23 protein-coding genes are annotated in these 24,496 nt (G+C 54.0%); 7 read left to right on the top strand and 16 right to left on the bottom strand.

Annotated features, from left to right (window positions below):
* Window positions 1-19: 19 nt before the first annotated feature.
* The 12 genes from trpS to AC6I4B_RS01810 all read right to left on the bottom strand — a co-directional run bounded on the left by trpS (window position 20) and on the right by AC6I4B_RS01810 (window position 10,044).
* Window positions 20-1,024 (bottom strand): tryptophan--tRNA ligase, encoded by a 1,005-nt coding sequence (trpS, locus tag AC6I4B_RS01865; protein WP_497769078.1) that lies wholly within the window; start codon window positions 1,022-1,024, stop codon window positions 20-22.
* A complete protein-coding gene (gph, locus tag AC6I4B_RS01860) occupies window positions 1,017-1,778 on the bottom strand; it encodes a phosphoglycolate phosphatase (protein WP_497769076.1) in 762 nt (253 codons plus the stop codon). Before gph ends, trpS begins: the two co-directional genes overlap by 8 nt.
* The gene (gene rpe / locus AC6I4B_RS01855) at window positions 1,771-2,448 is read right to left on the bottom strand and encodes a ribulose-phosphate 3-epimerase (RefSeq protein ID WP_497769075.1); all 678 of its coding nucleotides are present in this window, start codon (window positions 2,446-2,448) and stop codon (window positions 1,771-1,773) included. The genes gph and rpe overlap by 8 nt, the downstream gene beginning before the upstream one ends.
* 34 nt (window positions 2,449-2,482) lie before the next feature.
* The gene (gene dam / locus AC6I4B_RS01850; protein ID WP_497769073.1) at window positions 2,483-3,316 is read right to left on the bottom strand and encodes an adenine-specific DNA-methyltransferase; all 834 of its coding nucleotides are present in this window, start codon (window positions 3,314-3,316) and stop codon (window positions 2,483-2,485) included.
* A 105-nt stretch (window positions 3,317-3,421) separates the two neighbouring features.
* Window positions 3,422-4,711: a cell division protein DamX gene (gene damX / locus AC6I4B_RS01845; protein WP_497769072.1), complete on the bottom strand. Its 1,290-nt coding sequence runs from the start codon at window positions 4,709-4,711 to the stop codon at window positions 3,422-3,424.
* Between the two features lie 84 nt (window positions 4,712-4,795).
* The gene (gene aroB / locus AC6I4B_RS01840) at window positions 4,796-5,890 is read right to left on the bottom strand and encodes a 3-dehydroquinate synthase (protein WP_497769070.1); all 1,095 of its coding nucleotides are present in this window, start codon (window positions 5,888-5,890) and stop codon (window positions 4,796-4,798) included.
* Between the two features lie 57 nt (window positions 5,891-5,947).
* On the bottom strand, window positions 5,948-6,469 hold the full coding sequence (gene aroK / locus AC6I4B_RS01835) for a shikimate kinase AroK (RefSeq protein WP_035892101.1): 522 nt from the start codon (window positions 6,467-6,469) through the stop codon (window positions 5,948-5,950).
* A gap of 280 nt (window positions 6,470-6,749) precedes the next feature.
* Entirely contained in the window at window positions 6,750-7,907 is a 1,158-nt protein-coding gene (gene hofQ, locus AC6I4B_RS01830) for a DNA uptake porin HofQ (RefSeq protein WP_497769068.1), read from the bottom strand.
* Window positions 7,858-8,298, bottom strand: coding sequence for a HofP DNA utilization family protein (locus tag AC6I4B_RS01825; RefSeq protein ID WP_497769066.1), 441 nt, complete (start codon window positions 8,296-8,298; stop codon window positions 7,858-7,860). The genes hofQ and AC6I4B_RS01825 overlap by 50 nt, the downstream gene beginning before the upstream one ends.
* A complete protein-coding gene (locus tag AC6I4B_RS01820; RefSeq protein WP_497769064.1) occupies window positions 8,285-8,737 on the bottom strand; it encodes a HofO family protein in 453 nt (150 codons plus the stop codon). The genes AC6I4B_RS01825 and AC6I4B_RS01820 overlap by 14 nt, the downstream gene beginning before the upstream one ends.
* The gene (locus tag AC6I4B_RS01815; protein WP_497769063.1) at window positions 8,724-9,260 is read right to left on the bottom strand and encodes a PilN domain-containing protein; all 537 of its coding nucleotides are present in this window, start codon (window positions 9,258-9,260) and stop codon (window positions 8,724-8,726) included. Before AC6I4B_RS01815 ends, AC6I4B_RS01820 begins: the two co-directional genes overlap by 14 nt.
* Window positions 9,244-10,044, bottom strand: a complete 801-nt coding sequence (locus tag AC6I4B_RS01810) for a pilus assembly protein (RefSeq protein ID WP_497769061.1) — start codon at window positions 10,042-10,044, stop codon at window positions 9,244-9,246. Before AC6I4B_RS01810 ends, AC6I4B_RS01815 begins: the two co-directional genes overlap by 17 nt.
* Window positions 10,045-10,161: 117 nt before the next feature.
* Here AC6I4B_RS01810 and mrcA point away from each other — a divergent pair, with 117 nt between their 5' ends.
* A complete protein-coding gene (mrcA, locus tag AC6I4B_RS01805) occupies window positions 10,162-12,714 on the top strand; it encodes a peptidoglycan glycosyltransferase/peptidoglycan DD-transpeptidase MrcA (RefSeq protein ID WP_497769059.1) in 2,553 nt (850 codons plus the stop codon).
* A 77-nt stretch (window positions 12,715-12,791) separates the two neighbouring features.
* On the opposite strand, the gene nudE is transcribed toward mrcA, so the two are convergent.
* A complete protein-coding gene (gene nudE, locus AC6I4B_RS01800; protein WP_497769058.1) occupies window positions 12,792-13,352 on the bottom strand; it encodes an ADP compounds hydrolase NudE in 561 nt (186 codons plus the stop codon).
* A 303-nt stretch (window positions 13,353-13,655) separates the two neighbouring features.
* Here nudE and AC6I4B_RS01795 point away from each other — a divergent pair, with 303 nt between their 5' ends.
* The 4 genes from AC6I4B_RS01795 to hslO all read left to right on the top strand — a co-directional run bounded on the left by AC6I4B_RS01795 (window position 13,656) and on the right by hslO (window position 17,852).
* Window positions 13,656-15,803 (top strand): intracellular growth attenuator family protein, encoded by a 2,148-nt coding sequence (locus AC6I4B_RS01795; protein WP_497769057.1) that lies wholly within the window; start codon window positions 13,656-13,658, stop codon window positions 15,801-15,803.
* A gap of 65 nt (window positions 15,804-15,868) precedes the next feature.
* Window positions 15,869-16,546 carry a GMP/IMP nucleotidase gene (gene yrfG, locus AC6I4B_RS01790; RefSeq protein ID WP_497769055.1) on the top strand — a complete coding sequence of 226 codons (678 nt, stop codon included), beginning with the start codon at window positions 15,869-15,871 and terminating at the stop codon, window positions 16,544-16,546.
* 2 nt (window positions 16,547-16,548) lie between these two features.
* On the top strand, window positions 16,549-16,950 hold the full coding sequence (gene hslR / locus AC6I4B_RS01785; RefSeq protein WP_497769054.1) for a ribosome-associated heat shock protein Hsp15: 402 nt from the start codon (window positions 16,549-16,551) through the stop codon (window positions 16,948-16,950).
* Window positions 16,951-16,973: 23 nt separating this feature from the next.
* Entirely contained in the window at window positions 16,974-17,852 is an 879-nt protein-coding gene (gene hslO, locus AC6I4B_RS01780; RefSeq protein WP_497769053.1) for an Hsp33 family molecular chaperone HslO, read from the top strand.
* Window positions 17,853-17,949: 97 nt separating this feature from the next.
* Here hslO and AC6I4B_RS01775 read toward each other — a convergent pair whose 3' ends face one another.
* Window positions 17,950-19,668, bottom strand: a complete 1,719-nt coding sequence (locus tag AC6I4B_RS01775; RefSeq protein WP_497769051.1) for a DUF4153 domain-containing protein — start codon at window positions 19,666-19,668, stop codon at window positions 17,950-17,952.
* Window positions 19,669-20,045: 377 nt separating this feature from the next.
* Between AC6I4B_RS01775 and pckA the strand changes: the two genes are divergently transcribed.
* Window positions 20,046-21,662 carry a phosphoenolpyruvate carboxykinase (ATP) gene (pckA, locus tag AC6I4B_RS01770; RefSeq protein WP_497769050.1) on the top strand — a complete coding sequence of 539 codons (1,617 nt, stop codon included), beginning with the start codon at window positions 20,046-20,048 and terminating at the stop codon, window positions 21,660-21,662.
* A gap of 44 nt (window positions 21,663-21,706) precedes the next feature.
* Here pckA and envZ read toward each other — a convergent pair whose 3' ends face one another.
* Both envZ and ompR read right to left on the bottom strand, forming a co-directional pair.
* Window positions 21,707-23,059, bottom strand: a complete 1,353-nt coding sequence (gene envZ / locus AC6I4B_RS01765) for a two-component system sensor histidine kinase EnvZ (protein WP_497769048.1) — start codon at window positions 23,057-23,059, stop codon at window positions 21,707-21,709.
* On the bottom strand, window positions 23,056-23,775 hold the full coding sequence (gene ompR / locus AC6I4B_RS01760) for an osmolarity response regulator transcription factor OmpR (RefSeq protein WP_001157751.1): 720 nt from the start codon (window positions 23,773-23,775) through the stop codon (window positions 23,056-23,058). Before ompR ends, envZ begins: the two co-directional genes overlap by 4 nt.
* A 231-nt stretch (window positions 23,776-24,006) precedes the next feature.
* Here ompR and greB point away from each other — a divergent pair, with 231 nt between their 5' ends.
* On the top strand, window positions 24,007-24,480 hold the full coding sequence (greB, locus tag AC6I4B_RS01755) for a transcription elongation factor GreB (protein WP_497769047.1): 474 nt from the start codon (window positions 24,007-24,009) through the stop codon (window positions 24,478-24,480).
* Window positions 24,481-24,496: the final 16 nt, after the last annotated feature.

Genomic DNA, 24,496 nt, shown 5'->3' with positions numbered 1-24,496 from the left:
TTTTTTATTTTAGAGCGAATTACGGTTTGGCGACAAAACCAATTGCTTCGTATACCGCTTTCAGTGTCTGAGAAGCACGTGCGCTGGCTTTTTCCGCACCGTCTTTCATAACCTTCTGCAGGAACGCTTCATCGTTACGATAGAGATTATAGCGCCCTTGTAACTCGGTCAGCATACCGGAAACCGCTTCCGCCACTTCCCCTTTCAGGTGGCCGTACATCTTGCCTTCAAAGTGTTTTTCCAGCTCAGGAATGCTCTGGCCAGTCACCCCAGATAGAATATCCAGCAGGTTAGAAACGCCCGCTTTCTCTTTCAGGTCGTAACGTACTACAGGCGGCTCTTCGGAGTCGGTCATAGCACGTTTGATTTTCTTAACGACCGATTTCGGGTCTTCCAGCAAGCCGATAACATTGTTACGGTTGTCATCAGACTTAGACATTTTCTTGGTTGGCTCCAGCAACGACATCACGCGCGCGCCGGATTTAGGAATGAACGGCTCAGGCACTTTAAATACTTCGCCATAAATGGCGTTAAAGCGCTGGGCGATATCGCGGCTCAATTCCAGGTGCTGTTTCTGATCTTCACCTACCGGAACCTGATTGGTCTGGTACAGCAGGATATCCGCCGCCATCAGTACCGGGTAGTCAAACAGACCCGCATTGATGTTTTCGGCATAGCGGGCAGATTTATCTTTGAACTGAGTCATACGGCTCAGCTCGCCGAAGTAGGTGTAGCAGTTCAGCGCCCAGCCCAACTGTGCATGTTCCGGCACGTGAGACTGTACGAAGATGGTGCTTTTTTCTGGATCGATACCACAGGCCAAATACAGTGCCAGCGTGTCGAGGGTTGCTTTACGCAGCGCCTGCGGGTCCTGGCGAACGGTGATGGCATGTTGGTCAACGATGCAGTAGATGCAGTGATAGTCGTCCTGCATGTTCACCCACTGACGCAGCGCACCCATATAGTTACCGATGGTCAGTTCACCTGAAGGCTGTGCGCCGCTGAATACGATGGGCTTAGTCATGTTCTGCTTCCTGATGTTCAGTGTTCAAAAGCCCGAGAGCGGGCAAGAGTTCATTAAAATGGTCAAAGACAACGTCTGGCTCACTTTGCGTAATCGCTTCGCCGTAGTTGTATCCGTAGGTCAGGCCAACGGACGGGCAACCCGCCGCTTTCGCCGCCTGGATGTCGTTGCGAGAATCGCCGACAAACAGCAAATTAGCAGGCTCAAGCGCCAGCTTCTCCGCCACTTTCAGCAGCGGTTCTGGATGCGGTTTTTTGTTTTGTACATCATCGCCGCCAATCACCAGCGAGAAGTAGTTCGCAATCCCCAGTGATTCGAGAATCGGGGCGACAAATGGCGTCGGCTTGTTAGTCACCAGTGCCAGCGGCAGGCCGCTGTCATGCAGCGCCGCCAGCGTCTGCTCAACCTGCGGGAACAGGAAGCTGCCTTCTTCGGCAAATTCAGCGTAGTAGCGGTCAAACAGGCGGCGCAGCATACGCAGTTGTTCTTCCTGCGGAATATCCTGGCTATCGACGGACGGTTTGCCCTGTGCGGTGCGCTGCGAGGCGCGCTCTTGCCTGGCCCAGTTCAATGCCCGCTCCATCAAGACATCGGCCCCGTTGCCAATCCAGGTGACAACGCGCTCTTCGCCAGCAACCGGGAGTTCGAGCGCATACAGCGCGCTATCCACCGCCGCCGTTAACCCCGGCGCGCTGTCTACCAGCGTGCCATCGAGGTCAAACGCAACGCCGCGAATGGTCTGTAATTTATCCATGACTTACCTTTGCCAGTTCACTGCGCATTTCATCAATGACTTTTTTGTAGTCTGGTTGGTCAAAAATCGCCGAGCCAGCGACGAACATATCTGCCCCTGCCGCCGCGATTTCGCTAATATTGTTCACCTTAACGCCGCCATCCACTTCCAGGCGAATATCGTAGCCGGATTCATCAATGCGGCGACGCACTTCGCGTAGCTTATCCAGCGTCTGTGGAATAAAGGACTGGCCGCCAAAGCCTGGGTTCACCGACATCAGCAAAATGACGTCCAGTTTATCCATCACGTAATCGAGATAGCTCAGCGGTGTCGCTGGGTTGAATACCAGCCCTGCTTTACAGCCGTGCTCTTTAATCAGTTGCAGGGTGCGGTCAACGTGCTCGGAGGCTTCTGGATGGAAGGTGATGATGCTGGCGCCTGCGGCGGCAAAGTCTGGGACGATGCGGTCAACCGGCTTCACCATCAGGTGCACATCAATCGGTGCGGTGATGCCGTAATTACGCAGCGCCTTGAGCACCATCGGCCCGATAGTCAGGTTTGGAACGTAATGGTTATCCATAACATCGAAATGAACCACATCCGCCCCGGCGGCCAGCGCACGGGCGGTGTCTTCCCCCAGGCGGGCAAAATCAGCCGACAAAATTGAAGGGGCAATCAGGTACTGTTTCATCCGCATCTCCTCAGAGCCTACTGGGCTAGGCTCTTTAACGTTGTTTTTTGCCAGGCGGGCGATAGAGCGCCAGCAGTTCGTCCACCTTTTTACGTGTGCCGCCGTTGCGGCTAATACTGCGTCGCACCTTTACGACATGCGTCTCCGCAGCGTTTTTATACCAGTCCAGCGTCAGCGGCGTACGGTGGTTGGAAATCAACACCGGGATTCGCCGAGCCATCAACTCTTCCGCTTTGTGCGCCAAAAATGCCTGCTGCTCAAAGCTAAAGCTATTGGTGTGATACGCCGTAAAATTTGCCGTTGCCGACAAAGGGGCATACGGCGGATCGCAATACACCACGGAACGCTCGTCTGCACGGGTCATGCAATCTTCATAAGATTCGCAGTAAAACTCGGCATTCTGCGCCTTTTCGGCAAAGTGACGCAGCTCCGCTTCCGGGAAATAAGGCTTCTTGTAACGCCCAAACGGTACGTTGAACTCACCGCGCAGGTTATAACGACATAGGCCATTGTAACCATGACGGTTGAGATACAAAAACAGCACCGCTCGACGGAACAAGTCTGTGCTGCGGTTAAACTCTTCACGCAGTTGGTAGTAGCATTCGGCGTTATTGGTTTCGGGTACAAACATCACCCTGGCCTGTTCAACGTACTCATCAGAACGCGTTTTGACTATCTTATAGAGTTCAATGAGGTCGCTGTTGATATCAGCCAGAATATAACGCGAAAAATCGGTATTCAGGAAGACCGATCCAGCACCAACGAAGGGTTCAATCAGACAATCGCCTTTCGGCAGATGATCTTTAATATCGTCGAGCAGAGGGTACTTGCCCCCTGCCCATTTTAGAAAAGCGCGATTTTTTTTCATGCGGCCTGACTAATTACACTATCTCCAGCTGTGGAGAAGCTCCGACAGCATCCTGCGCTTTCACACCCTATCCGCATAGCGCGGATAGGGTTGTGTCGATAACGATTATTTCAGGTCAGATTGAACCTGGTGCAGCGGTTTCGCCCACGGGTTTTTAGCCTGAACGTCAGCAGGCAGGGTGGCAACAGCATTTTTAGCCGCATCTTTAGAGGCGTAAATACCGCTAACCAGAACGTACCATGGCTGGCCGTTACGGGAGGTTTCATACACTACGTAGTTTTTCAGGTTCTCTTTCTTCGCCCAACCGTTCAGGTTGTCGTAGTTAGAAGAAGAGCTGAGCTGCAACGTATAGTGTGAGCCAGATGCCGATTTCAGCGCGTTGACATCACCTGCTGATTTACCGGTTGCTGTTGCGGCAGGAGCCGTGGTGCTGGTCGCTGCCGGAGCCTTCGTCGCAGCGGTCGAGGTCGTCGCCGTTGCGGTCGGGGCTGGTTTTGTCGTTTCGGTCGTCGCTGGCGTTTTCACAGGCGCAGTGGTTGCCGCTGTTTCAGTGCGTTTAGGCGCAGTCGTTACGGGCTTCGTTTCAACAGCCGGTTTGCTTTGGGTTTTCGCCGTCGCCACTGGCTGTGGTTTGGTTTCGATAACCGTATGCTTACGTTCCGGGCGAGTGGTGTTCGCGGTCGTCTGACGCGGCGTTTCCGGCGCGGTCACAGCCGGGCGAGCACCATTACGGATTGGCGCAACGGTTGCTGGTTCAGTCGGCAGCGTCGAGTTCACCACAGCGGTGTCAATCTGACCCTGCTGCTGTGTCAACGCGTTGTTCAGGTCACCCTGAACTTCTACGCGCTGCTGGCCGTCTGGCGTAGTGGTTTCCTGGCCCTGAGTTGGGGTTGAGGAAATAGGCGGCAGAGTGACATCCTGCTGCGGGTTAGTGCCCTGTGCAGGTTGAGTCGTGTTGGCCTGATCGGTAGCATCACCGGAAAGAGAAATGCTCTTTTCAGTTGAAGTGCTCTGATCGCTTGAAGACGGTGCTTTCAATGCTGAGCCGATGCCGACAATCAGCACCACCAGCACGACAACCCCCAGCCCCATCATAATGTACTGACGAGAAGCCGGTTTGCGCGGCGCAGCGTTTTTACGTTTACGCGGACGACGCTCTACCACTTCTTCTGCATCACCTTCATATTCGTCAGCAGATTCGTCATATTCATCTTCCGGTTCTACGTCTTCACGCGCTTTACGACTACGGGACGGACGACGCTCATCAGCATCGAGATCCACATCATCAAAATTGATCTGTGGCTCGTTGTCACGATCGGAAGACTGACGAGAACGACCAGTACGACGATCGCTGGGATCGGGTTTCAGCTCGTCTTCTGGCTTAAATTCATCCATTTCACACCCCACTAAAAGGCTTATGCCACGACAATTGCATATCGCCTGAAGTTAAAACACCGCGCGAACGCGGCTTGACCTTTCTTATAGTGGCGCTCGCTGAGTATCAGCAATAGCACCAAGAACCACATCGTGGGATACGCCACCGCGTACCTCACTTTTCCCGATAGCCAGCGGCAGCACAAGACGCATTTCGCCAGCCAGGACTTTTTTATCTCGCATCATGTGCGGCAGATACGCTTCTGCCGACATCTCATGTGGGCCAGCAACCGGCAGACCCGCACGTTTGAGCAGAGCAATAATGCGCTGCGTGTCTTTGGCATCAAACTGCCCAAGACGTTCAGCCGTATGCGCTGCCATCACCATACCGGCAGCCACCGCTTCACCGTGCAGCCAATTTCCGTAGCCCATCTCGGCTTCAATGGCATGACCAAACGTATGCCCAAGATTGAGTAAAGCACGTAACCCTGTTTCGCGCTCGTCGGCTGCCACAACATCGGCCTTCAGCTCACAACAGCGACGAATGCAGTACGCCATGGCTTTTTCATCGAGCGCCATCAGCGCATCAATGTTTTCTTCCAGCCAGTCAAAGAACGGCGCATCAAGGATGATGCCATATTTAATGACTTCAGCCAGGCCGGAAGATAGCTCGCGTTTTGGCAACGTTTTCAGGCAGTTCAGGTCAACCACCACGGAGGCTGGCTGCCAGAATGCGCCGATCATGTTTTTACCGAGAGGATGGTTGACCGCAGTTTTGCCACCAACCGAAGAATCCACCTGCGACAGCAAGGTGGTAGGAACCTGGATAAAGCGCACACCGCGCTGATAGCTCGCCGCCGCAAAACCGGTTAAGTCGCCAATCACACCGCCGCCTAAAGCAACGAGAGTGGTATCACGACCATGCGGTTTTTGCAGAAGCGCGGTAAAAACGGTGTCCATAACCGCCAGGCTTTTGTACTGTTCGCCGTCCGGCAGAATGACGTTATCAACCTTCACGCCAGCCTGCTCCAGCACGGAACGAACCTGGTCGAGATAGAGCGGCGCCAGCGTTTCGTTGGTGACCAGCATAACCTGGTCGCCAGACTTGAGCGGTAAGAAGGAAGCTGGATCGTTAAACAAACCAGCCGCGATGGTTATCGGGTAACTACGTTCCCCGAGAGTTACAGTAAGCCTCTCCATAACGCGACGTCCACCTTAGTTGCTTAAATTCGCTGGCGTTCTACCTTTCGGCCAGTATTAGTTGCTTTCCAGCATATGAATAATCTGGTTAGCAACAACTTTTGCGCTCTGATCGTCAGTGCGAATGGTGACGTCGGCAATCTCTTCGTACAGCGGATTACGTTCATCAGCCAGTGCTTCAAGCACTTCGCGCGGCGGTGTTTCCACCTGCAACAGCGGGCGTTTTTTGTCACGCTGAGTGCGCGCTAGCTGTTTTTCAATGGTCGTTTCCAGATAAACAACGACGCCACGAGCGGAGAGACGATTGCGCGTTTCACGTGATTTTACAGAGCCACCGCCTGTCGCCAGAACAATACCCTGCTTTTCCGTTAACTCATTGATGATTTTTTCTTCGCGGTCACGGAAACCTTCTTCGCCTTCGACATCAAAGACCCAGCCCACGTCAGCGCCTGTTCGTTTCTCAATCTCTTGATCAGAATCGTAAAATTCCATATTGAGCTGTTGAGCCAGCTGTCGCCCAATAGTGCTTTTGCCGGCACCCATGGGCCCAACCAGAAAGATATTGCGTTTCTCTGCCATTTTTTTGGTACTACTAAGACTATTCGTTAATGATAAATCCGCGCCGCAGAACTTCGCACGTCGCAGGACATGAACTGAAACCTCTTATGCAATAGAGCGAGAGTCAGACTGAAAATTATCTCAATACTCCGGCTGGTTTGGCAACAGATTAAATCAGCAGACTGCAGGAGACAGAGCGGCGTTCACTGACACTCAAATCGGTACTCCTTGTATGCTAAATCTGTCTCCACGTCAAACTTGGGGCACACCTTCCCTATCAAATTCGCCTGTTTCCTGGCTGCTATTGCGCAGAAATAATGCGCGGCGTAATAAACACGACCAGTTCACGTCGTTCATTATCTTTGCCATCGTGGCGAAAAAGATGGCCCAGCAAAGGGATATTGCCGAGAAGTGGAATGCTGTCGCTGGCATTTTTATTCTTCTGCGAAAAGATCCCCCCTAGCGCGATGGTTTCGCCGCTCAACACTTCAACCTGGGTTTCTATTTCCTGTTTGTCGATGGCCAGTACCTCGCCATCCGCCTGCTGGAGTACCTGCCCCGGCATGTTTTCGCTGATATGCAACTTCAAACGAACACGATTATTTTGCAGCACCGTCGGCGTAACCTCCATTCCAAGCACCGCCTCTTTAAACTCCACCGAGGTCGCTCCGCTCTCACCGCTTGAAACCTGATAGGGAATTTCGCTGCCCTGCTTAATACTCGCGGGTTGGAGATGTGAGGCCAATAGACGCGGGCTGGCAATAATATCCACCTTCTGCTTTTGTTCCAGCGCCGAAAGCTCCATTTCGAGCAGTCGCCCATTAATGCGGCCAATGTTAAAACCAGCGCGCGTTGTCGCTGCCGCTACCGAGAGATCGCTATTTAAGCTGGTTATCTTGCCTAATCCGGTCGCCCCTTGGGCATCGGCAAGGTTCCACTTAACTCCCAGTTCCCGCAGGCTTGTTTCATTGATAGTCACAATATGCGCCGCCAGTTCCACCTGGCCGACGGGGAGATCCATCTCTTTGGCCCAAACGGCAAATGCAGGCAGATGCTCGCTGTCATCACGCACAATCAGCCGATTGGTGCGCTTATCGACGGTTAACGCCCCACGGGCGCTAAGCAGTTTGCCTCCTGACTTTGCCACTTCGCTGGCATCAGCATAGTGCAACACAATACTGCTATTGCTGAGCGGCAAAGCCTGCTGGCGCTGCTCTTTTTCCGCCAGCGCGCGGCTTTGTTTTTCCTCACGCCAGCGCTGCGTATATACATACAGCACGTTACCGTCCTGGTTTAGCACCAACCCCGTGCTGGTGATGACCGTTTGCAGCGCTTGCCTCCACGGCAGGTTGCGCAGTTGCAAAGAGATCACACCTTCAACGCCCGGGGCGATGACTAAATTTTTCTGCTCAAGATCGGCCAGGCTTTGCAGCACCTGCGCTACCGGGACGTCGTCCACGATCAGATTGACGTTTTTGGCCTGGCTCAGTAACGGCAGAGCGAGCAGTATGAGTAGACAGTTCCTTTTTATCATCAGGCGTTCCTTCTCTTTTCCATTGCCAACGCTGCGGCTCGCAGCCAATACCGGTATCGGTTGTCAGGCTATCTGCCGCAATTTCTATCACTCGCCATCCCGCATTAAGCAGCGTGCCCGTTTCTACACGCCGCCATTGGCCTTCAGTGCCTTGCATAAGGCCAATCATGCGGGAGCCAGAATGCACAACGCCACGAAAGTGCCACTGCGAAAGCTGTGCGGCCTGGCACGGGTCAATAACTGGGGCAAACGGGTCACGCATCGCGACAAGTAGCGGCAATGCCAGCAATAGCCACGCGCGGTTAAGACTGGTCATCGCGCACCAACTGTAGGCTAAAGCGCAGCACACCGTTTTCTGCGGCCAGCGAGAACGCCGCAACCTGCATGTCGCGCTCCGCCAGCATGACAAACGTGGGAGCCACCTGCCGCCACGGCGTATCCAGCACCATATCGCCCCCTTTTGCCGAGGGGAGCCAGCTCACCAGTTTTGCCCCCGACCGCTGGAACAACGCTGGGGAAAATGACAATGGTGCAATGTCTGGCGTCGGTTCTGGCACAAAGAGCCGTAGGCGACGCCAGATGGCGGCGGTGCGGGTGTTTAACGTGCGCCATTGTTCGCGGCTGTGCGACGCATGGAGGTACTCCCGATAGCTCAACTGATAGCAACACAGGATGCCAATCAGCGCCGCAATCAGCGCCACGCTGCGAATTTTTATCGCCGTGGAGAGAGGCCACAACCGCTCAGGGAGCCGCATTCGCTACCCCCTTTTGCAGTTGATACTGAAATAGCCAGCGCCCGGCGTTATCGCGCTGAATTTTCCCTGCCTTGCCCGGCTGAAACCCCGGCAGGTTCTGTAGCCCATCATCGAGCGTAGCCAGCGCACTAAACTGTATTAGCGTTCCTGATAACCACAGTGCGCCGTCACGGAAGCTCAGCTCATCAAGCCAGGCCTGGGCGGGTAGCCGTTCCACTATCTCCAGCAAGCGCTGCGACCATTCGAGAGTGTCCTGCCTGCGCGCCAGCCGTTGCAGAACCCACGCGTTACGCTTCGCCTGAGCATTACGCTGCTGCTCTCGTTGGCTAAGCAACTGGTTAATTTGCCGTTGTGCCGACGCCTGCGTGTCGTTTATGGCTCGTTCCAACTGCCAATGGCTACGCAACGCCAGTGCGGTTATGGCAGCAATCAGGACGATGCCACAGGCCAGTAACCCCCAGCGCCACAGTTGGCGATAAAACAGCGCACGCCGCCACGGCAGAAAGTTAACCACGGTATGCATCGTTTCCACTCCCCATCGCCAATGCAATCGCCACCGCAAAACTCTCGCCACTGGCGGGCAGTGGCGGCTGTTTTTGCACCAGCGCACTCCAGGGATCGAAAGACAAAGACTCGCCCGTCTGCGCGGTACAGCACACCAACTGGTCCAGGCTAACCCCCAGGCGTTCGCTCAGTTGCGGCAACGTTGGCGCGTCATCCAGCGTAACCTGCCCCCAGCCTTCTCGGCTGGCCCACAGCCACTGCGCCTGATAGCGCCAAACCAGCAACGCTTCGCGCGTCTTTAACCACGGTAAAAAAGCCCGTAGCGCACAGGCGTCTGGGGTAATGGCGGAAATATGTAACCGCAGGCGGTGCGCCAAATGCTGGAGCCGGTCAACCTCCTGCTGCTGAGCGGCGGTCACATTCCACACGCCTTGCGGTTCCGCCAGATGATAATCAAAGCACAGCGCAGTACTGGCCATCTCCAGCTGCTGTGCCATCGCGCTGGCAATCCACTGAGCTTGTTCATTTTCGCCTAGCGACATCGCCGCGCAGGGCAGGCTTTTTTGCAACGTTCGGCTGGCAGGAAAGGCGATGCTGGCAGAGTGCTGCCAGGGCAGTTCTCGCCGCCACGGCGTCAGCACGGCAAGCAGGGCGTCATCACTCTGCGCGACTGAAATAGTTGGCGGTAAGGGCAGTTGCCACCAGCGCTTTAGCGCCCAGCCACGGCGGGTTGCCTGAAGCGCGACGATCAAGACATTGTCTTGTTGAAGATGAAGTCCCAGTTGCCAGCATCTGAAAGCCATTTCACGATTATCCTTAAGCCGCCAGAATAACGGCTATATCAATGAATCAGGCTTGCCTTTATACTACCGCGCGTTTGTTTATAAACTGCCCAAATGACACTCAATGGGAATTCTCCGGTGAAGTTCGTAAAGTATTTATTAATCCTTGCTGTCTGTTGCATTCTGCTGGGAGCAGGCTCGATTTATGGCCTCTACAAGTATATTGAGCCGCAGCTACCTGACGTCGCTACGCTCAAAGATGTGCGCCTTCAGGTGCCGATGCAGGTCTATAGCGCGGAAGGCGAGTTAATTGCGCAATACGGCGAGAAACGTCGTATTCCGATGACACTGGACCAAATTCCGCCGGTCATGGTGAAGGCATTTATTGCCACCGAGGACAGCCGTTTCTACGAGCATCACGGTATCGATCCCATTGGTATTTTCCGTGCGGCAAGCGTGGCACTGTTCTCTGGTCACGCTTCGCAGGGGGCGAGTACCATCACCCAACAGCTTGCGCGTAACTTCTTCCTTAGCCCGGAAAAGACGCTGATGCGTAAAATTAAGGAAGCGTTCCTGGCTATCCGCATTGAGCAGTTGCTGAGTAAAGACGAAATCCTTGAGCTGTATCTGAACAAGATTTACCTCGGCTACCGCGCTTACGGCGTGGGCGCTGCCGCCCAGGTCTATTTTGGCAAACCGGCAGACCAACTCACGCTGAGTGAAATCGCAGTGATTGCTGGCCTGCCAAAAGCGCCATCAACCTTTAACCCTCTGTACTCGCTGGATCGCGCCACCGCACGTCGCAATGTGGTGCTGTCACGTATGTTGAGCGAAGGCTACATCACCCAGACGCAGTTTTTTGAAGCGCGCAGTGAAGCGATTGATGCCAACTACCATGCGCCGGAGATTGCGTTCTCGGCTCCGTATTTAACGGAAATGGTGCGTCAGGATATGGTGAAACGCTACGGCGAGCAGGCCTACGAAGACGGTTACCGCATTTACACCACCATCACCCGTAAAAATCAGCAAGCCGCCCAACAGGCGCTGCGCAATAACGTGATGGATTACGACATGCGTCACGGCTACCGTGGCCCGTCGAATGTGCTGTGGAGAGTGGGCGAAGCACCGTGGGACAGCAAAAAGATTCGTGCATCGTTACGCGCCCTGCCGTCTTACGGCCCACTGCTGCCAGCCGTGATTACCGCTGCGAACGCGCAGGAAGCTACCGCACAACTGGCCAATGGCACATCAGTGCTGTTGACCATGGAAGGGGTTCGCTGGGCGCGCCCTTACCGTTCTGACACGGCGCAAGGGCCAACCCCACGCCGGGTTAACGATGTGGTACAGGCGGGGCAACAAATTTGGGTACGCCAGAACGGCGACAGTTGGTGGTTGGCGCAAGTGCCTGACGTCAACTCCGCGCTGGTGTCGGTTAACCCGCAAAACGGCGCCATTATTGCGCTGGTCGGCGGTTTCGACTTCAACCTGAGCAAGTTTAACCGCGCTACCCAAGCGCTGCGCCAGGTGGGTTCAAACATCAAACCGTTCCTGTATACCGCCGCGATGGATAAGGGCTTAACTCTCGCAAGCATCCTGAACGATGTGCCTATTTCGCGTTGGGACCCCGGTGCGGGTTCTGACTGGCAACCGAAGAACTCCCCCGCGCAGTACGCTGGCCCCATTCGCCTGCGTCAAGGGCTGGGGCAGTCTAAAAACGTGGTAATGGTTCGTGCGATGCGCGCAATGGGCGTCGATTACGCGGCGGAATACCTGCAACGTTTTGGCTTCCCGGCGGAGAATATCGTTCATACCGAGTCGCTGGCGCTGGGTTCTGCCTCGTTTACACCGCTCCAGGTTGCACGCGGCTATGCGGTAATGGCGAACGGCGGCTTCCTGGTTGATCCGTATTACATCAGCAAGATTGAAAGCGACCAGGGCGGCGTATTGTTTGAAGCGAAGCCTAAAATCGCCTGTGCTAACTGTAATATTCCGGTGATTTACGGCGACACGCCGAAGTCTAACGTGTTGGATAACAACGACGTTGAAGACGTGGCCGTTTCACAAGAGCCGCACAACGCCACCGTGCCAATGCCCGCGATTGAACCGGCGAATCAGCAGCTCGTGGCGCAGACCGGCGCGCAGGAATATGCCCCGCACGTTATCAACACGCCGCTGTCGTTCCTGATTAAAAGCGCGTTGAACAGCAATATCTTTGGTGAACCAGGCTGGCAAGGCACAGGCTGGCGCGCTGGGCGCGATTTGCAGCGTCGTGATATCGGCGGGAAAACCGGTACGACCAACAGTTCAAAAGATGCGTGGTTCTCCGGTTACGGCCCTGACGTGGTGACTTCAGTGTGGATAGGTTTTGACGATCACCGTCGCAACCTGGGACGGACAACCGCATCCGGGGCGATTAAAGATCAGATTTCCGGCTACGAAGGCGGCGCGAAAAGCGCACAGCCAGCGTGGGATGCGTTTATGAAAAGCGTGCTGGACGGTGTGCCTGAACAGCCACTGACACCGCCGCCGGGTATCGTCACGGTGAATATCGACCGTAGTACCGGACAGTTAGCCAGCGGTGGCAACAGCCGTCAGGAGTACTTCATCGAGGGCACTCAGCCGACACAACAGGCGGTGCACGAAGTCGGAACCGAGGTTATCGATAACGGGGAAACCCACGAACTGTTCTGACAGAAAATAAAAAAGGCACCGACGGTGCCTTTTTTATTGCCTGTGCCTGATGGCGTTTTGCGTATCAGACCAACCGGTTACAGCCTTCCCTGCTGCTGCAACCATTCGCGCAGCAGGAACAGCGCACTGACGTTGCGCGCTTCGGTAAAATCGGGGTCATCCAGTAGCGCCATCAAGTCCGCCAGCGGCCAGCGCACCTGCGGCAGCGGTTCCGGTTCGTCGCCTTCGAGCGATTCGGGATAGAGGTTTTCCGCCACCACGATATTCATTTTGCTGGAAAAGTAAGACGGAGCCATACTCAGCTTTTTGAGAAACACCATCTGATGCGCGCCAAAACCGACCTCTTCTTTCAGCTCGCGGTTCGCCGCTTCCATCACCGTTTCGCCGGGATCGATAAGCCCTTTTGAGAAGCCGAGTTCATAGGACTCAGTGCCCACCGCGTATTCGCGAATTAAAATAATATGATCGTCAACAATCGGCACAATCATTACCGCTTCGCGCGAGGAAGGTTTCATACGTTCATAAACACGACGTACGCCATTGCTGAACTCTAAATCGACGCTTTCGACATTAAAAAGGCGTGACTGCGCGACGGTTTCAACATGGAGAATGGTGGGTTTCTGTAATGATTTGCTCATTGGGCCGGGTCTTTGCAGTAGTGTCTCTTATTATTGTGCGATAGGTATGCGCTTCCAGCAATGTATAAAGCGTTATATTTACATTGCTGTAACTTACTGGTTCTCATCTCTCATTTATGGATAAATGTCAAGAGGTTGAATTACAATTGGGAATTAACTGATACTTAGCGCATCTTGAGTTTGATATGCTTATAGGTTGCGAAAGTCTATGGACTCCCTGGGAGAGCACTGTATTTTATGCCAATGGTGTAGGCAAAAGTAGGCAACTCAAGAGACCGCTAGAATTAGAATGATGGGAAAAGCATGGGCACACTGATGATCTCTACCGTAGCGATACTGATCTGCGCCGTGTTGGTCGGTTGGCTACTTCACAGGCGCACTAAACGGCTGAATCTGCCGTGGCTGCACCTGTTCCCGGGCGCTACCACGCGTAAGCTCAGCGACGAAGAGCGCCAGGGGGTTGAAAATTATCTTGACGATCTTAACCGCGACAGGCAGGTTCCGGCCTCCGGCGCAACCATTGCGCCTGCGGTACTGACGCTAAACGCCCAGAGCCACACCGTTTTTACGCTGGTTCGATCCATTACGCGCTACGGCATCACCACTGACGATCCCAATAAATGGCGTTACTTCCTCGATTCAGTGGAAGTGCATCTGCCGCCGTTTTGGGAACAGTACATTACCGATGAAAACAGCATTGAGCTGATTGTCACTGACGATATGCCGCTGGTCATCGCGCTGAATGGCCATACGCTCAAAGCCTATTCGCAAGAAAACAAATTGTTCGCGCTGGAGTCAACAACCTCGACTCAGGCATCGATTCGCGGCGAAGAAAGCGAGCAAATTGAGCTGCTTAATATTCGTCAGGAGACGCACGAAGAGCACGCCCTTGGCCGCCCTGATGGCTTGCGTGAAGCGGTGCTGGTTATCGCGGCATTCCTGCTGTTTTATTGCAGTCTGATCTCTCCTGCCGTTTTTACGCCCTGGGTGATTGGCGGCGCGGTGCTCTTGCTGTGCGCGGGGTTGTGGGGGCTGTTTGCGCCACCGACCAAATCGTCACTGCGCGAGATCCACTGCTTGCGCGGTACTCCGAAGCGTTGGGGGCTGTTTGGCGAGAACGACCAGGAGCAGATCAACAATATTTCGTTGGGGATTATTGACCTTATCTATCCACGCCACTGGCAGCCGTTTGTCGCCCAGGATCTGGGGCAAAAAACCGATATTGATATCTACCTCGACCGGCATGTTGTCCGTCAAGGCCGCTTCCTGTCGCTGCACGATGAAGTCAAAAATTTCCCACTGCAACACTGGCTGCGTAGCACGGTTATCGCCGGTGGCGCACTGCTGATTGTGGTAATGATGTGGGTCAGCGTGCCGCTGAACATGCCATTTAAATTTACGTTGTCGTGGCTGAAAGGCGCGCAAACTATCGAAGCTACCAACGTGCGCCAGTTAGAACAGGCGGGTGTGCGTGTCGGTGATACGCTGCATCTTCGCGGCATCGGGATGTGTAATATCCATTCGCCAGGCACCTGGACGGCACAGGAAAACTCGCCATTCCTGCCGTTTGACTGCTCACAAATCATCTGGAACAACGCCCCTCGCCTGCCGTTACCAGAGTCTGAAACCGTCAACAAAGCCACCGCGCTGGTGCAAGCGGTCAGTCGGCAATTACATCCATCGCCTGATGATGACTCGCGCGTTAGCCCCGCCTTGCGCTCCGCGATTCAAAAATCCGGGATGGTACTGCTGGATGACTTTGCCGATATCGTGCTGAAAACCAAAGATCTGTGCTCTGCCGCTGATGATTGTGTGCGGCTGAAAAATGCGTTGGTGAATTTGGGTAACACGCGCGACTGGGATGCGCTGGTAAAGCGCGCCAGCTCAGGCAAACTCGACGGCGTAAACGTGCTATTGCGCCCAGTGAGCGCCGAGTCACTGGATAACCTGGTTGATACGTCTACCGCCCCGTTTATTTTGCGTGAAACGGCTCGCGCGGCGCAGTCACTGAACAGCCCTGCGCCCGGTGGCTTCCTGATAACCAGCGATGAAGGCAGCGACCTGGTCACCCAGCCTTACCCTACCGCCAACCTGTATGATTACCCAGCGCGTGAGCAGTGGGCCGAGTTCCAGCGCCTGGCCGGAATGCTACTGCGCACGCCGTTCCACGCGGAAGGTATCGTCACCAATATTTTTACCGACGCCAACGGGACACAGCACATTAACCTGCACCGGATGCCGGACAGCAACGGGCTGTGGCATTATCTGGCTACCACTTTGCTGATGATTGCCATGATTGTGTGCGCCATTTACAACGGCGTGCAGGCGCTGCGCCGCTATCGCCGCAACCGCGAGCGTTTAGCCCAAATCCACAAATACTACGAAAGCTGCACGAACCCGGTGCTGCTCTCAACGCCGGACAACTTTAACTCCGATTTCCCGGCGAACTAAGCCCCATCACACTGCGCGACAGGTATGCTACTCTGTCGCGCATTTCTTCCGTCTGGAGACTCACCATGCATTTTGATATCGCCTGGCGCGAGGTAGATACCGTTCTTCTGGACATGGACGGTACGCTGCTCGACCTCGCTTTCGATAACTATTTTTGGCAAAAGCTGGTGCCGGAAACCTATGGCGCAAAGCACGGTATTAGCCCACAGGCGGCGCAGGAAGCCATTCGCCAGGAGTACCACGCGGTGCAACATACGCTAAACTGGTACTGTCTGGATTACTGGAGCGAACGTCTGGGGCTGGATATCTGCTCAATGACCAGCGAGCAAGGCCCGCGCGCGGTGCTGCGCGACGATACCGTACCATTTCTTGATGCCCTCAAGGCCTGCGGTAAACGGCGCATTCTGCTGACCAACGCGCATCCGCATAACCTGGCGGTGAAGCTGAAACATACCGGCCTCGACGCACACCTTGATTTATTACTTTCCACCCATACATTTGGTTATCCGAAAGAGGATCAGCGGTTATGGCGGGCAGTAGCGGAACATACGGGTCTGGAAGCCGAACGCACGTTGTTTATCGACGATAGCGAACCGATTCTGGATGCCGCCGCCCAATTCGGAATCCGTTATTGTCTCGGCGTCACCAACCCCGACTCGGGCCTTGCGGAAAAGCAGTATCTGCGTCATCCCGCGCTTAACGATTACCGTCGTTTGATCCCCTCACTTAACGTGAAGGAGTGACCATGAAAGAGAAGTCCACCGAAGGCGTCAGGCTGGATAAGTGGCTCTGGGCTGCGCGTTTTTATAAAACCCGCGCTCTGGCACGAGAGATGATTGAAGGCGGTAAAGTCCACTATAACGGGCAGCGCAGCAAGCCCAGTAAAGTGGTCGAACTGAACGCACAGCTCACGCTTCGCCAGGGAAATGATGAGCGCACCGTGGTGATTAAAGCCATCACCGAGCAGCGGCGGCCAGCAACCGAAGCCGCTGCGCTGTATGAAGAGACGGCGGACAGTATCGAAAAGCGCGAGAAAGTCGCGCTGGCGCGCAAACTTAATGCGCTGACCATGCCGCACCCGGACAGAAGGCCGGACAAAAAAGAGCGGCGCGACCTGATGAGATTTAAATACGGCGACAGTGAATAACTGCCACCCCAAGAGAGAAAATTATGACTCAACACGATCAATTACATCGTTATCTGTTTGAAAACTATGCCGTGCGTGGCGAACTGGTCACCGTATCCGAAACGCTCGAACAGATTCTGGCTAACCATAATTATCCGCAGCCGGTCAAAAAAGTGCTGTCGGAACTGCTGGTTGCCACCAGCCTGCTGACCGCAACCCTGAAGTTCGAAGGTGATATCACCGTCCAATTGCAAGGCGATGGCCCAATGACGCTGGCCGTGATTAACGGTAACAACCACCAGCAACTGCGCGGTGTTGCACGCGTGCAGGGCGACGTTCCGGCTGACGCTGACCTGAAAACACTGGTCGGTAACGGTTATCTGGTTATCACCATTTCTCCGGAGGAAGGTGAGCGTTATCAGGGTGTTGTCGGTCTGGAAGGCGATACGCTGGCGGCATGTCTGGAAGATTACTTCCAGCGTTCAGAACAGCTACCAACCCGTCTGGTTATCCGTACCGGCGAGTCCGACGGTAAACCAGCGGCTGGCGGGATGCTGTTGCAGGTAATGCCAGCGCAGGACGCACAGGCGCAAGATTTCGAACACCTGGCGGCTCTGACCGACACCATCAAAGCCGAGGAGCTGTTTACGCTACCGGCAAACGATGTGCTGTGGCGTCTGTACCACGAAGAAGAAGTCACCCTGTACGAACCACAGGGCGTTGAGTTCAAATGTACCTGTTCTCGCGAACGCTGCGCGGGTGCGCTGAAAACGCTGCCGGATGAAGAGATCAACAGCATCCTGGCGGAAGAAGGCGAAATCGACATGCATTGCGATTACTGCGGCAGCCATTACGTGTTCAACGCGATGGATATCGCGGAGATCCGTAACGACGCCTCTCCGGCTGACCAGCAGGTGCATTAATACGCAAGCCCGCTTACGCCGCCAGATGGCGGCGTTCAGCTTACGTAAACAGTAGGCCCGGTAAGCGCCATCGCGCCGCCGGGCTTTTTAGCCCCTATCAGTAATGAATGTCGAGCCTTTCACCGCCAATGGAAAGGTCGCGCCACGGCTTCACTTTCGCTTCCAGTTCCCCGGCGTTTATCGCGCGCAGCAATGTCTCTTTCGTCATCCCTTCAGGCAAACTTGTCGATGCTTTTCTGCTCCATGCTTTTTTCTCAGAATCATAAGCGAACACCGCACCCAAGCCGTCAGTAAAGGTAAATAGGATCTGCTCAGGCTGACCGTCGTCGTTTAAGTCTTGGCTCACCAGCATGCAAGATTTACCCTCCTCGCAGGCTCTCTGAATGCCACCAGATGCCAGCGCAACACGCCAGAATGCGATATCAGGTGACGTGCTGCCTGGCGCAATCAGCACACGTTTTGCAAGCACCTCCGCAGACATCTGCGAGACAGGCTCTCGCCCGCCGTTTAACGCCATCAGCAGGTTCCGCTTACGCTTCGCATCTTGCATAAACTGCGCGTCGTTCTTTAGCGACTCCAGCGCAGCACGGCCAGGGAGTCCACTGTATTCCAGCATAGACAGCGTGACGTCATCGGCTTTAATTTTGCCGCTGTGATACCGCGCCATATGGCTGTTAACGCTGATGCGCCAGCTATCCAGCAGCGGGGTATGCAACAGCACCAAAATCACCAACGCCAGCAGCGAAACCGTGAGATTCACATAGCCCTGTAGCCGCAGTGGGTTATGCTTTTTGCGCCGCACCATGCTGATGCAATAGCCCAGCGACCATACCAACAGCACCGCAACCGCCAGTACACCGTGCAGGCGATCCGGCGTCCAGCCATATTGGCTCACCCGTAGCCACAGCGCCCAGGCCGCAATCAATGCATAAACCGGCGAAACCAGCAGCGATGTTTTAATCAAGCAGCGTAATGCCCCGGTATACGGCAGCGAGTTTTTTTGCGGGTCACGCACAACCGCCATCAGCGCTAGCAGCAAAAATGCCAGCGTCGAGAGCAAACCAGCGGCGGAAACATGGCGGGAAATCGTGCTGACACCGGTAAACGGCAAGGTAGCGATAAACAACAGCGTCAGCAGTGATACCAGCGGCAGCAGACCGGTGGCAATCAACGTCAGCAGCTTTTGTATCGACACCATTAACCGCAATTGTGTGCGCGCCAAAATAACAGCCACCGCCGTAATCAGGCTTGTCGCGATACAAATAAAGCTATCCGTTTCAAAAAAGAGGTTATTAAAGAAGGTAATGCCCACTAATTTGAACAGCTCGCCCCACAACAGCAGCACCAGCCATACCAATAGATTGGCGATAAAAATGACCAGTAGCGTCAGCCCGTTTTGCCACATATAGCCGTAAAACTGCGTATAGCGATTTGTGTGCTCACGCGGGTTAAGGTGTTGCTGTATCCACGGCAGCAGTAACATCGACATCAGCAGCAAACTGCTGCCGTAATTCCAAAGTACGCTATCGACTCCCCATGCATCCATTCCGGTGGACTGCCGTTTCAGCCAAATACTCATGGCTAACACCGCAGCGCCCACAATAGCCAGCCAGCCCCATAACCGTTTTTGCTTAAATGAGACAACGCTAAACAGAAGGACGGAGGAGATGGCGACCGTGGTCGGAATGCCATAGAAAATCCAGTCACTTTGTATTGGCGAAAGCCAGCTTATCAGCAGATAACACGCCAGCCCCTGCACTAAGCCAGTAGCCACCATTCCCCAGCGAGTGGGTAGAGAGAGTTCAACGTTATCCATGTTGGTATCCACTAAAAGTCGGGTTCGCGATCATCACATTTTGCCTTAAGCTGCGGTCATCATGTGTAAAAATCAGAAAAGTGCCCAGCGTGGTGAATCGATTTATTTCCTGAAAGCCTTACGTAACTTTCTTTCATAAATGCGATTAATTTCACATTTATGCCGTTCATTAAACCATTTTGTAACCATTTAAGAACATTCGCGCCAAATATGCGGTTTTTCCTGTCATAATCCCTGTCGCTTCGTGACAGGAGTCACAATGTTTTCGTAAGTAAGACGTTTGTCGGGATACGTAAATCTATGAGCCTGGTCGCGGTCAACATCCCTGAAAACCCCATAGAATCTGTGGCAATACATATTGGCTAAGGAGCAGTGAAATGCGTAACGGTTTAACCCCGCAGGACCTCAAGGCTTATGGTATCAACGACGTACAGGATATCGTCTACAACCCCGATTACGATACATTGTATCAAGAAGAACTCGACCCTAACCTGGAAGGTTATGAGCGCGGCGTACTGACGAACTTAGGTGCAATTTCTGTCGATACCGGTATTTTTACCGGCCGTTCCCCAAAAGATAAATATATCGTCCGCGATGATACAACCCGCGATACGGTATGGTGGTCTGATAAGGGTAATGGTAAAAACGACAATAAACCCCTGTCACCTGAAATTTGGCAACATCTTAAAGGCCTGGTTTCACAACAGCTTTCCGGTAAACGCCTGTTCATCGTTGACGCCTTCTGCGGCGCGAACGCGGACACCCGTTTATCCGTCCGTTTTATTACCGAAGTGGCCTGGCAAGCGCACTTTGTGAAGAACATGTTTATCCGCCCTACGGATGAAGAACTGAAAACCTTCGAGCCTGATTTCATCGTAATGAACGGCGCGAAGTGCACCAACCCGCAGTGGAAAGAGCAAGGCCTTAACTCGGAAAACTTTGTCGCCTTTAACCTGACAGAGCGTATCCAGTTGATTGGCGGCACGTGGTACGGCGGCGAAATGAAAAAAGGGATGTTCTCTATTATGAACTACCTGCTACCGTTGCAGGGCATTGCTTCCATGCACTGTTCGGCTAACGTCGGCGAAAAAGGCGACGTTGCGGTCTTCTTCGGCCTGTCCGGTACGGGTAAAACCACCCTCTCCACTGACCCGAAACGCCGCCTGATTGGCGATGACGAGCACGGTTGGGACGACGACGGCGTGTTTAACTTTGAAGGCGGCTGCTACGCGAAAACCATTAAACTTTCCGAAGCCGCTGAACCTGAGATTTACCGCGCGATTCGCCGCGATGCACTGCTGGAAAACGTCGTGGTACTGGCTGACGGAACAATTGATTTCGACGACGGTTCCAAAACCGAAAATACGCGAGTGTCTTACCCAATTAATCACATCGACAATATCGTTAAGCCGGTGTCAAAAGCGGGTCATGCCACAAAAGTCATCTTCCTGACCGCTGATGCGTTCGGGGTTCTGCCGCCGGTGTCGCGCCTTACCGCCGACCAAACGCAGTACCACTTCCTGTCTGGCTTTACCGCTAAACTGGCTGGTACTGAGCGCGGCGTCACGGAACCGACCCCAACCTTCTCCGCTTGCTTTGGCGCGGCATTCCTGTCGCTGCACCCAACGCAATACGCAGAAGTGCTGGTTAAACGTATGCAGGCCGCAGGCGCGCAGGCGTATCTGGTCAACACCGGCTGGAACGGCACTGGCAAACGTATCTCCATTAAAGATACGCGCGCGATTATCGATGCCATTCTCAACGGTTCTCTGGATAACGCAGAAACCTTCACCCTGCCGATGTTTAATCTGCAAACCCCAACCACCTTGCCAGGCGTTGATACCCATATCCTTGACCCGCGTAACACCTACTGTTCACTGGAGCAATGGCAGGAAAAAGCCGAGAAATTGGCGAAGCTGTTTATTGAAAACTTCGAGAAGTACACCGACACGCCAGCCGGTGCTGCACTGGTGAGTGCGGGGCCAAAGCTGTAATCACCCCGTCATAAAAACGGGAGGCTTAATCGCCTCCCGTTTTTTTATGCCTCTTTCGTGGAATGCTGCACGCGAGTCACCGGTATCGGTAGCCAGGCGCGAATCAATAGCCCGCCGCGTTCACTGGTGTCCAGCTCCACTAGCCCGTTGTGGTTATCAATAATGCGCTGCACAATCGCCAGCCCCAGCCCAGTGCCGCTAATGGTGCGCGCACTATCGCCACGGACAAACGGCTGGAACAGATGCTTACGCTGTTCAGGCTTAATGCCCGGGCCGTTATCTTCAACCTGGAACCAGGCTCGATGCGCTTCACGACCACTGCTGACTTTAATCCAGCCGTTGCCGTAACGCGCCGCGTTCACCACCATATTGGCGAGCGCGCGTTTGATGGATAACGGATGCACTCGCACCGGGATCTCTTCGTCGAGCAGGTCGGTATCAATTTCACGCTCATAGCCGCTCTCTGCCGCAATCACCTCGCCGAGCACCGTGTTGAGGTCGATGCATTCCAGCGGCATCTCCTGACCGGTACGCAGGTAATCAATAAACTGCTCAATGATGGCGTTGCACTCTTCAATATCTTTATTGATAGATTCCGCAAGGTAACCATCCTGCTCGCCCATCATCTCGGTCGCCAGACGAATACGCGTGAGCGGTGTGCGCAGGTCATGGCTCACGCCTGCCATCAGTAGAGTTCGGTCATCCGAAAGCTGTTTTACGCCCGCCGCCATATGGTTAAAAGCACGCGTCACCGACCGCACTTCCGACGCCCCATATTCACGCAACGGCGGAGGAATAATGCCTTTACCAACCTGAAGCGCCGCATGTTCCAGATCGACTAAGGGTCGGTTCTGGATGCGGATAAACAGCCACGCGCCGCCTATCGCCAGCAGCATAATCGCCAGGGTGTATCGGAATAACGGGGAGAAGTCCCCCTGGTGGATTTCCGTCAGCGGCACGCGCACCCAAATATTGGGCGACAGCCACGTTTTCAACCACACCACCGGGGAGCTTTTATTGACTTCAACGCGAACTTCAGTCGGCCCACCCAACTGCTGGGCCATCTGTTGGCTTAAAAACTCGTAGTGCTGCGCCCAGCGAAGACCGGCGTCTTCGGCTGCTTCATCGGAATAGAGGGAAATCCCCAGTTCACGATAAATCTCACGACGAAACGCCGGCGGCACGACGAGCTGCGTACCGTCCTCCAGTTGCAGTTTATCGGTCATCAACATACGGACTTCGTAGGCTAAGACCTTATTAAACTGTTGCAGGCTAGGCAGAATCGCAAAGTTCAGCACCACCAGGTAGGTTGTCACCAGGCTGACGAACAGCAAGGTGACAATCAACAGCAGTGTGCGAGCAAACGAACTTCGTGGTGAGAAGCGCAATCGCCTCATGCTTTAGAGCCGTCCGGTACGAATACGTAGCCCAGCCCCCAAACGGTCTGAATATAACGCGGGTGCGCTGGATCTTCTTCCACCATGCGACGCAGGCGGGAGATCTGTACGTCGATGGAGCGTTCCATCGCGGAATATTCACGGCCACGCGCCAGGTTCATCAGCTTATCGCGTGACAGCGGTTCACGCGGGTGGCTCACCAGCGCTTTTAATACGGCAAACTCACCGCTGGTCAGCGGCATCGGCTCATCTTCACGGAACATTTCGCGAGTGCCGAGGTTCAGTTTGAATTTACCAAAGGCAATCACGGCCTCTTCCTGTGACGGCGCGCCCGGCAGTTCGTTAGCCTGGCGACGCAGTACCGCACGGATGCGGGCCAGCAGTTCACGCGGGTTAAACGGCTTAGGAATGTAGTCATCGGCACCGATTTCCAGGCCAACGATACGGTCAACTTCTTCACCCTTCGCCGTCACCATAATGATCGGCATCGGGTTGCTCTGGCTGCGTAGACGGCGGCAGATAGACAAACCATCTTCGCCTGGCAGCATTAAATCCAGCACCATCAGATGGAACGACTCGCGGGTTAACAACCTGTCCATCTGTTCGGCGTTAGCGACGCTTCGAACCTGGAAACCCTGCTCGGTCAGATAACGTTCTAGCAGCGCGCGCAGGCGCATATCGTCATCCACAACAAGAATCTTATAATTCTCTTGCATTGTTTTTACTCCCAAAGGTTCGCAACAATTAATAAGCATCTATTCTCAAAAAAGCCTGAGCAGGTCACCAGCAAAATCTGGTATAAATTCCAGGCTAAATTGTTACAAAGCATATTTAACAGCGAGTTAAGTATACAATGAATCTGAATTCACATTATTTATTCTGTCGGTCCACCTACGTAATACGTATCGTGCGCATTCAGTCCACGGCAGCCAGGTAAGACGCTAAAGATGAAAACACCTTTAATCACCCGCGAAGGGTACGAAAAGCTCAAACAAGAGATGGATTATCTCTGGCGTCAAGAGCGCCCGGAAGTCACCAAAAAAGTGACCTGGGCTGCGAGCCTTGGCGATCGCAGTGAGAATGCTGACTATCAGTATAATAAAAAGCGCTTAAGAGAGATTGATCGCCGCGTCCGTTATTTAACCAAATGCCTTGAGAACCTGAAGATAGTCGATTATTCGCCACAGCAGGAAGGCAAAGTGTTCTTTGGCGCCTGGGTTGAAATTGAAAACGACGACGGTGACACCAAGCGTTTTCGCATTGTCGGCTACGATGAAATCTTTGGCCGCAAGGATTACATCTCTATCGACTCGCCGATGGCCCGCGCGCTATTGAAAAAAGAGGTCGGTGATTTGGCGGTGGTGAACACCCCTGCGGGTGAAGCCAGTTGGTACGTCAACGAGATTGAATACGTGAAATAAGCCGGAACAATCCGAA

The sequence above is a fragment of the Kluyvera fluvialis genome (assembly GCF_059725275.1).
Note: the sequence above shows the minus strand (reverse complement) of the source record. Positions and strands in the feature narration are given on the sequence as shown.

Excerpts from the sequence above, each read along its gene's own strand:
- trpS (WP_497769078.1), bottom strand. The coding sequence starts at position 1,024 with ATGACTAAGCCCATCGTATTCAGCGGCGCACAGCCTTCAGGTGAACTG.
- gph (WP_497769076.1), bottom strand. The coding sequence starts at position 1,778 with ATGGATAAATTACAGACCATTCGCGGCGTTGCGTTTGACCTCGATGGC.
- rpe (WP_497769075.1), bottom strand. The coding sequence starts at position 2,448 with ATGAAACAGTACCTGATTGCCCCTTCAATTTTGTCGGCTGATTTTGCC.
- dam (WP_497769073.1), bottom strand. The coding sequence starts at position 3,316 with ATGAAAAAAAATCGCGCTTTTCTAAAATGGGCAGGGGGCAAGTACCCT.
- damX (WP_497769072.1), bottom strand. The coding sequence starts at position 4,711 with ATGGATGAATTTAAGCCAGAAGACGAGCTGAAACCCGATCCCAGCGAT.
- aroB (WP_497769070.1), bottom strand. The coding sequence starts at position 5,890 with ATGGAGAGGCTTACTGTAACTCTCGGGGAACGTAGTTACCCGATAACC.
- aroK (WP_035892101.1), bottom strand. The coding sequence starts at position 6,469 with ATGGCAGAGAAACGCAATATCTTTCTGGTTGGGCCCATGGGTGCCGGC.
- AC6I4B_RS01825 (WP_497769066.1), bottom strand. The coding sequence starts at position 8,298 with ATGACCAGTCTTAACCGCGCGTGGCTATTGCTGGCATTGCCGCTACTT.
- AC6I4B_RS01820 (WP_497769064.1), bottom strand. The coding sequence starts at position 8,737 with ATGCGGCTCCCTGAGCGGTTGTGGCCTCTCTCCACGGCGATAAAAATT.
- AC6I4B_RS01815 (WP_497769063.1), bottom strand. The coding sequence starts at position 9,260 with ATGCATACCGTGGTTAACTTTCTGCCGTGGCGGCGTGCGCTGTTTTAT.
- AC6I4B_RS01810 (WP_497769061.1), bottom strand. The coding sequence starts at position 10,044 with ATGGCTTTCAGATGCTGGCAACTGGGACTTCATCTTCAACAAGACAAT.
- nudE (WP_497769058.1), bottom strand. The coding sequence starts at position 13,352 with ATGAGCAAATCATTACAGAAACCCACCATTCTCCATGTTGAAACCGTC.
- AC6I4B_RS01795 (WP_497769057.1), top strand. The coding sequence starts at position 13,656 with ATGGGCACACTGATGATCTCTACCGTAGCGATACTGATCTGCGCCGTG.
- yrfG (WP_497769055.1), top strand. The coding sequence starts at position 15,869 with ATGCATTTTGATATCGCCTGGCGCGAGGTAGATACCGTTCTTCTGGAC.
- hslR (WP_497769054.1), top strand. The coding sequence starts at position 16,549 with ATGAAAGAGAAGTCCACCGAAGGCGTCAGGCTGGATAAGTGGCTCTGG.
- hslO (WP_497769053.1), top strand. The coding sequence starts at position 16,974 with ATGACTCAACACGATCAATTACATCGTTATCTGTTTGAAAACTATGCC.
- AC6I4B_RS01775 (WP_497769051.1), bottom strand. The coding sequence starts at position 19,668 with ATGGATAACGTTGAACTCTCTCTACCCACTCGCTGGGGAATGGTGGCT.
- pckA (WP_497769050.1), top strand. The coding sequence starts at position 20,046 with ATGCGTAACGGTTTAACCCCGCAGGACCTCAAGGCTTATGGTATCAAC.
- envZ (WP_497769048.1), bottom strand. The coding sequence starts at position 23,059 with ATGAGGCGATTGCGCTTCTCACCACGAAGTTCGTTTGCTCGCACACTG.
- ompR (WP_001157751.1), bottom strand. The coding sequence starts at position 23,775 with ATGCAAGAGAATTATAAGATTCTTGTTGTGGATGACGATATGCGCCTG.
- greB (WP_497769047.1), top strand. The coding sequence starts at position 24,007 with ATGAAAACACCTTTAATCACCCGCGAAGGGTACGAAAAGCTCAAACAA.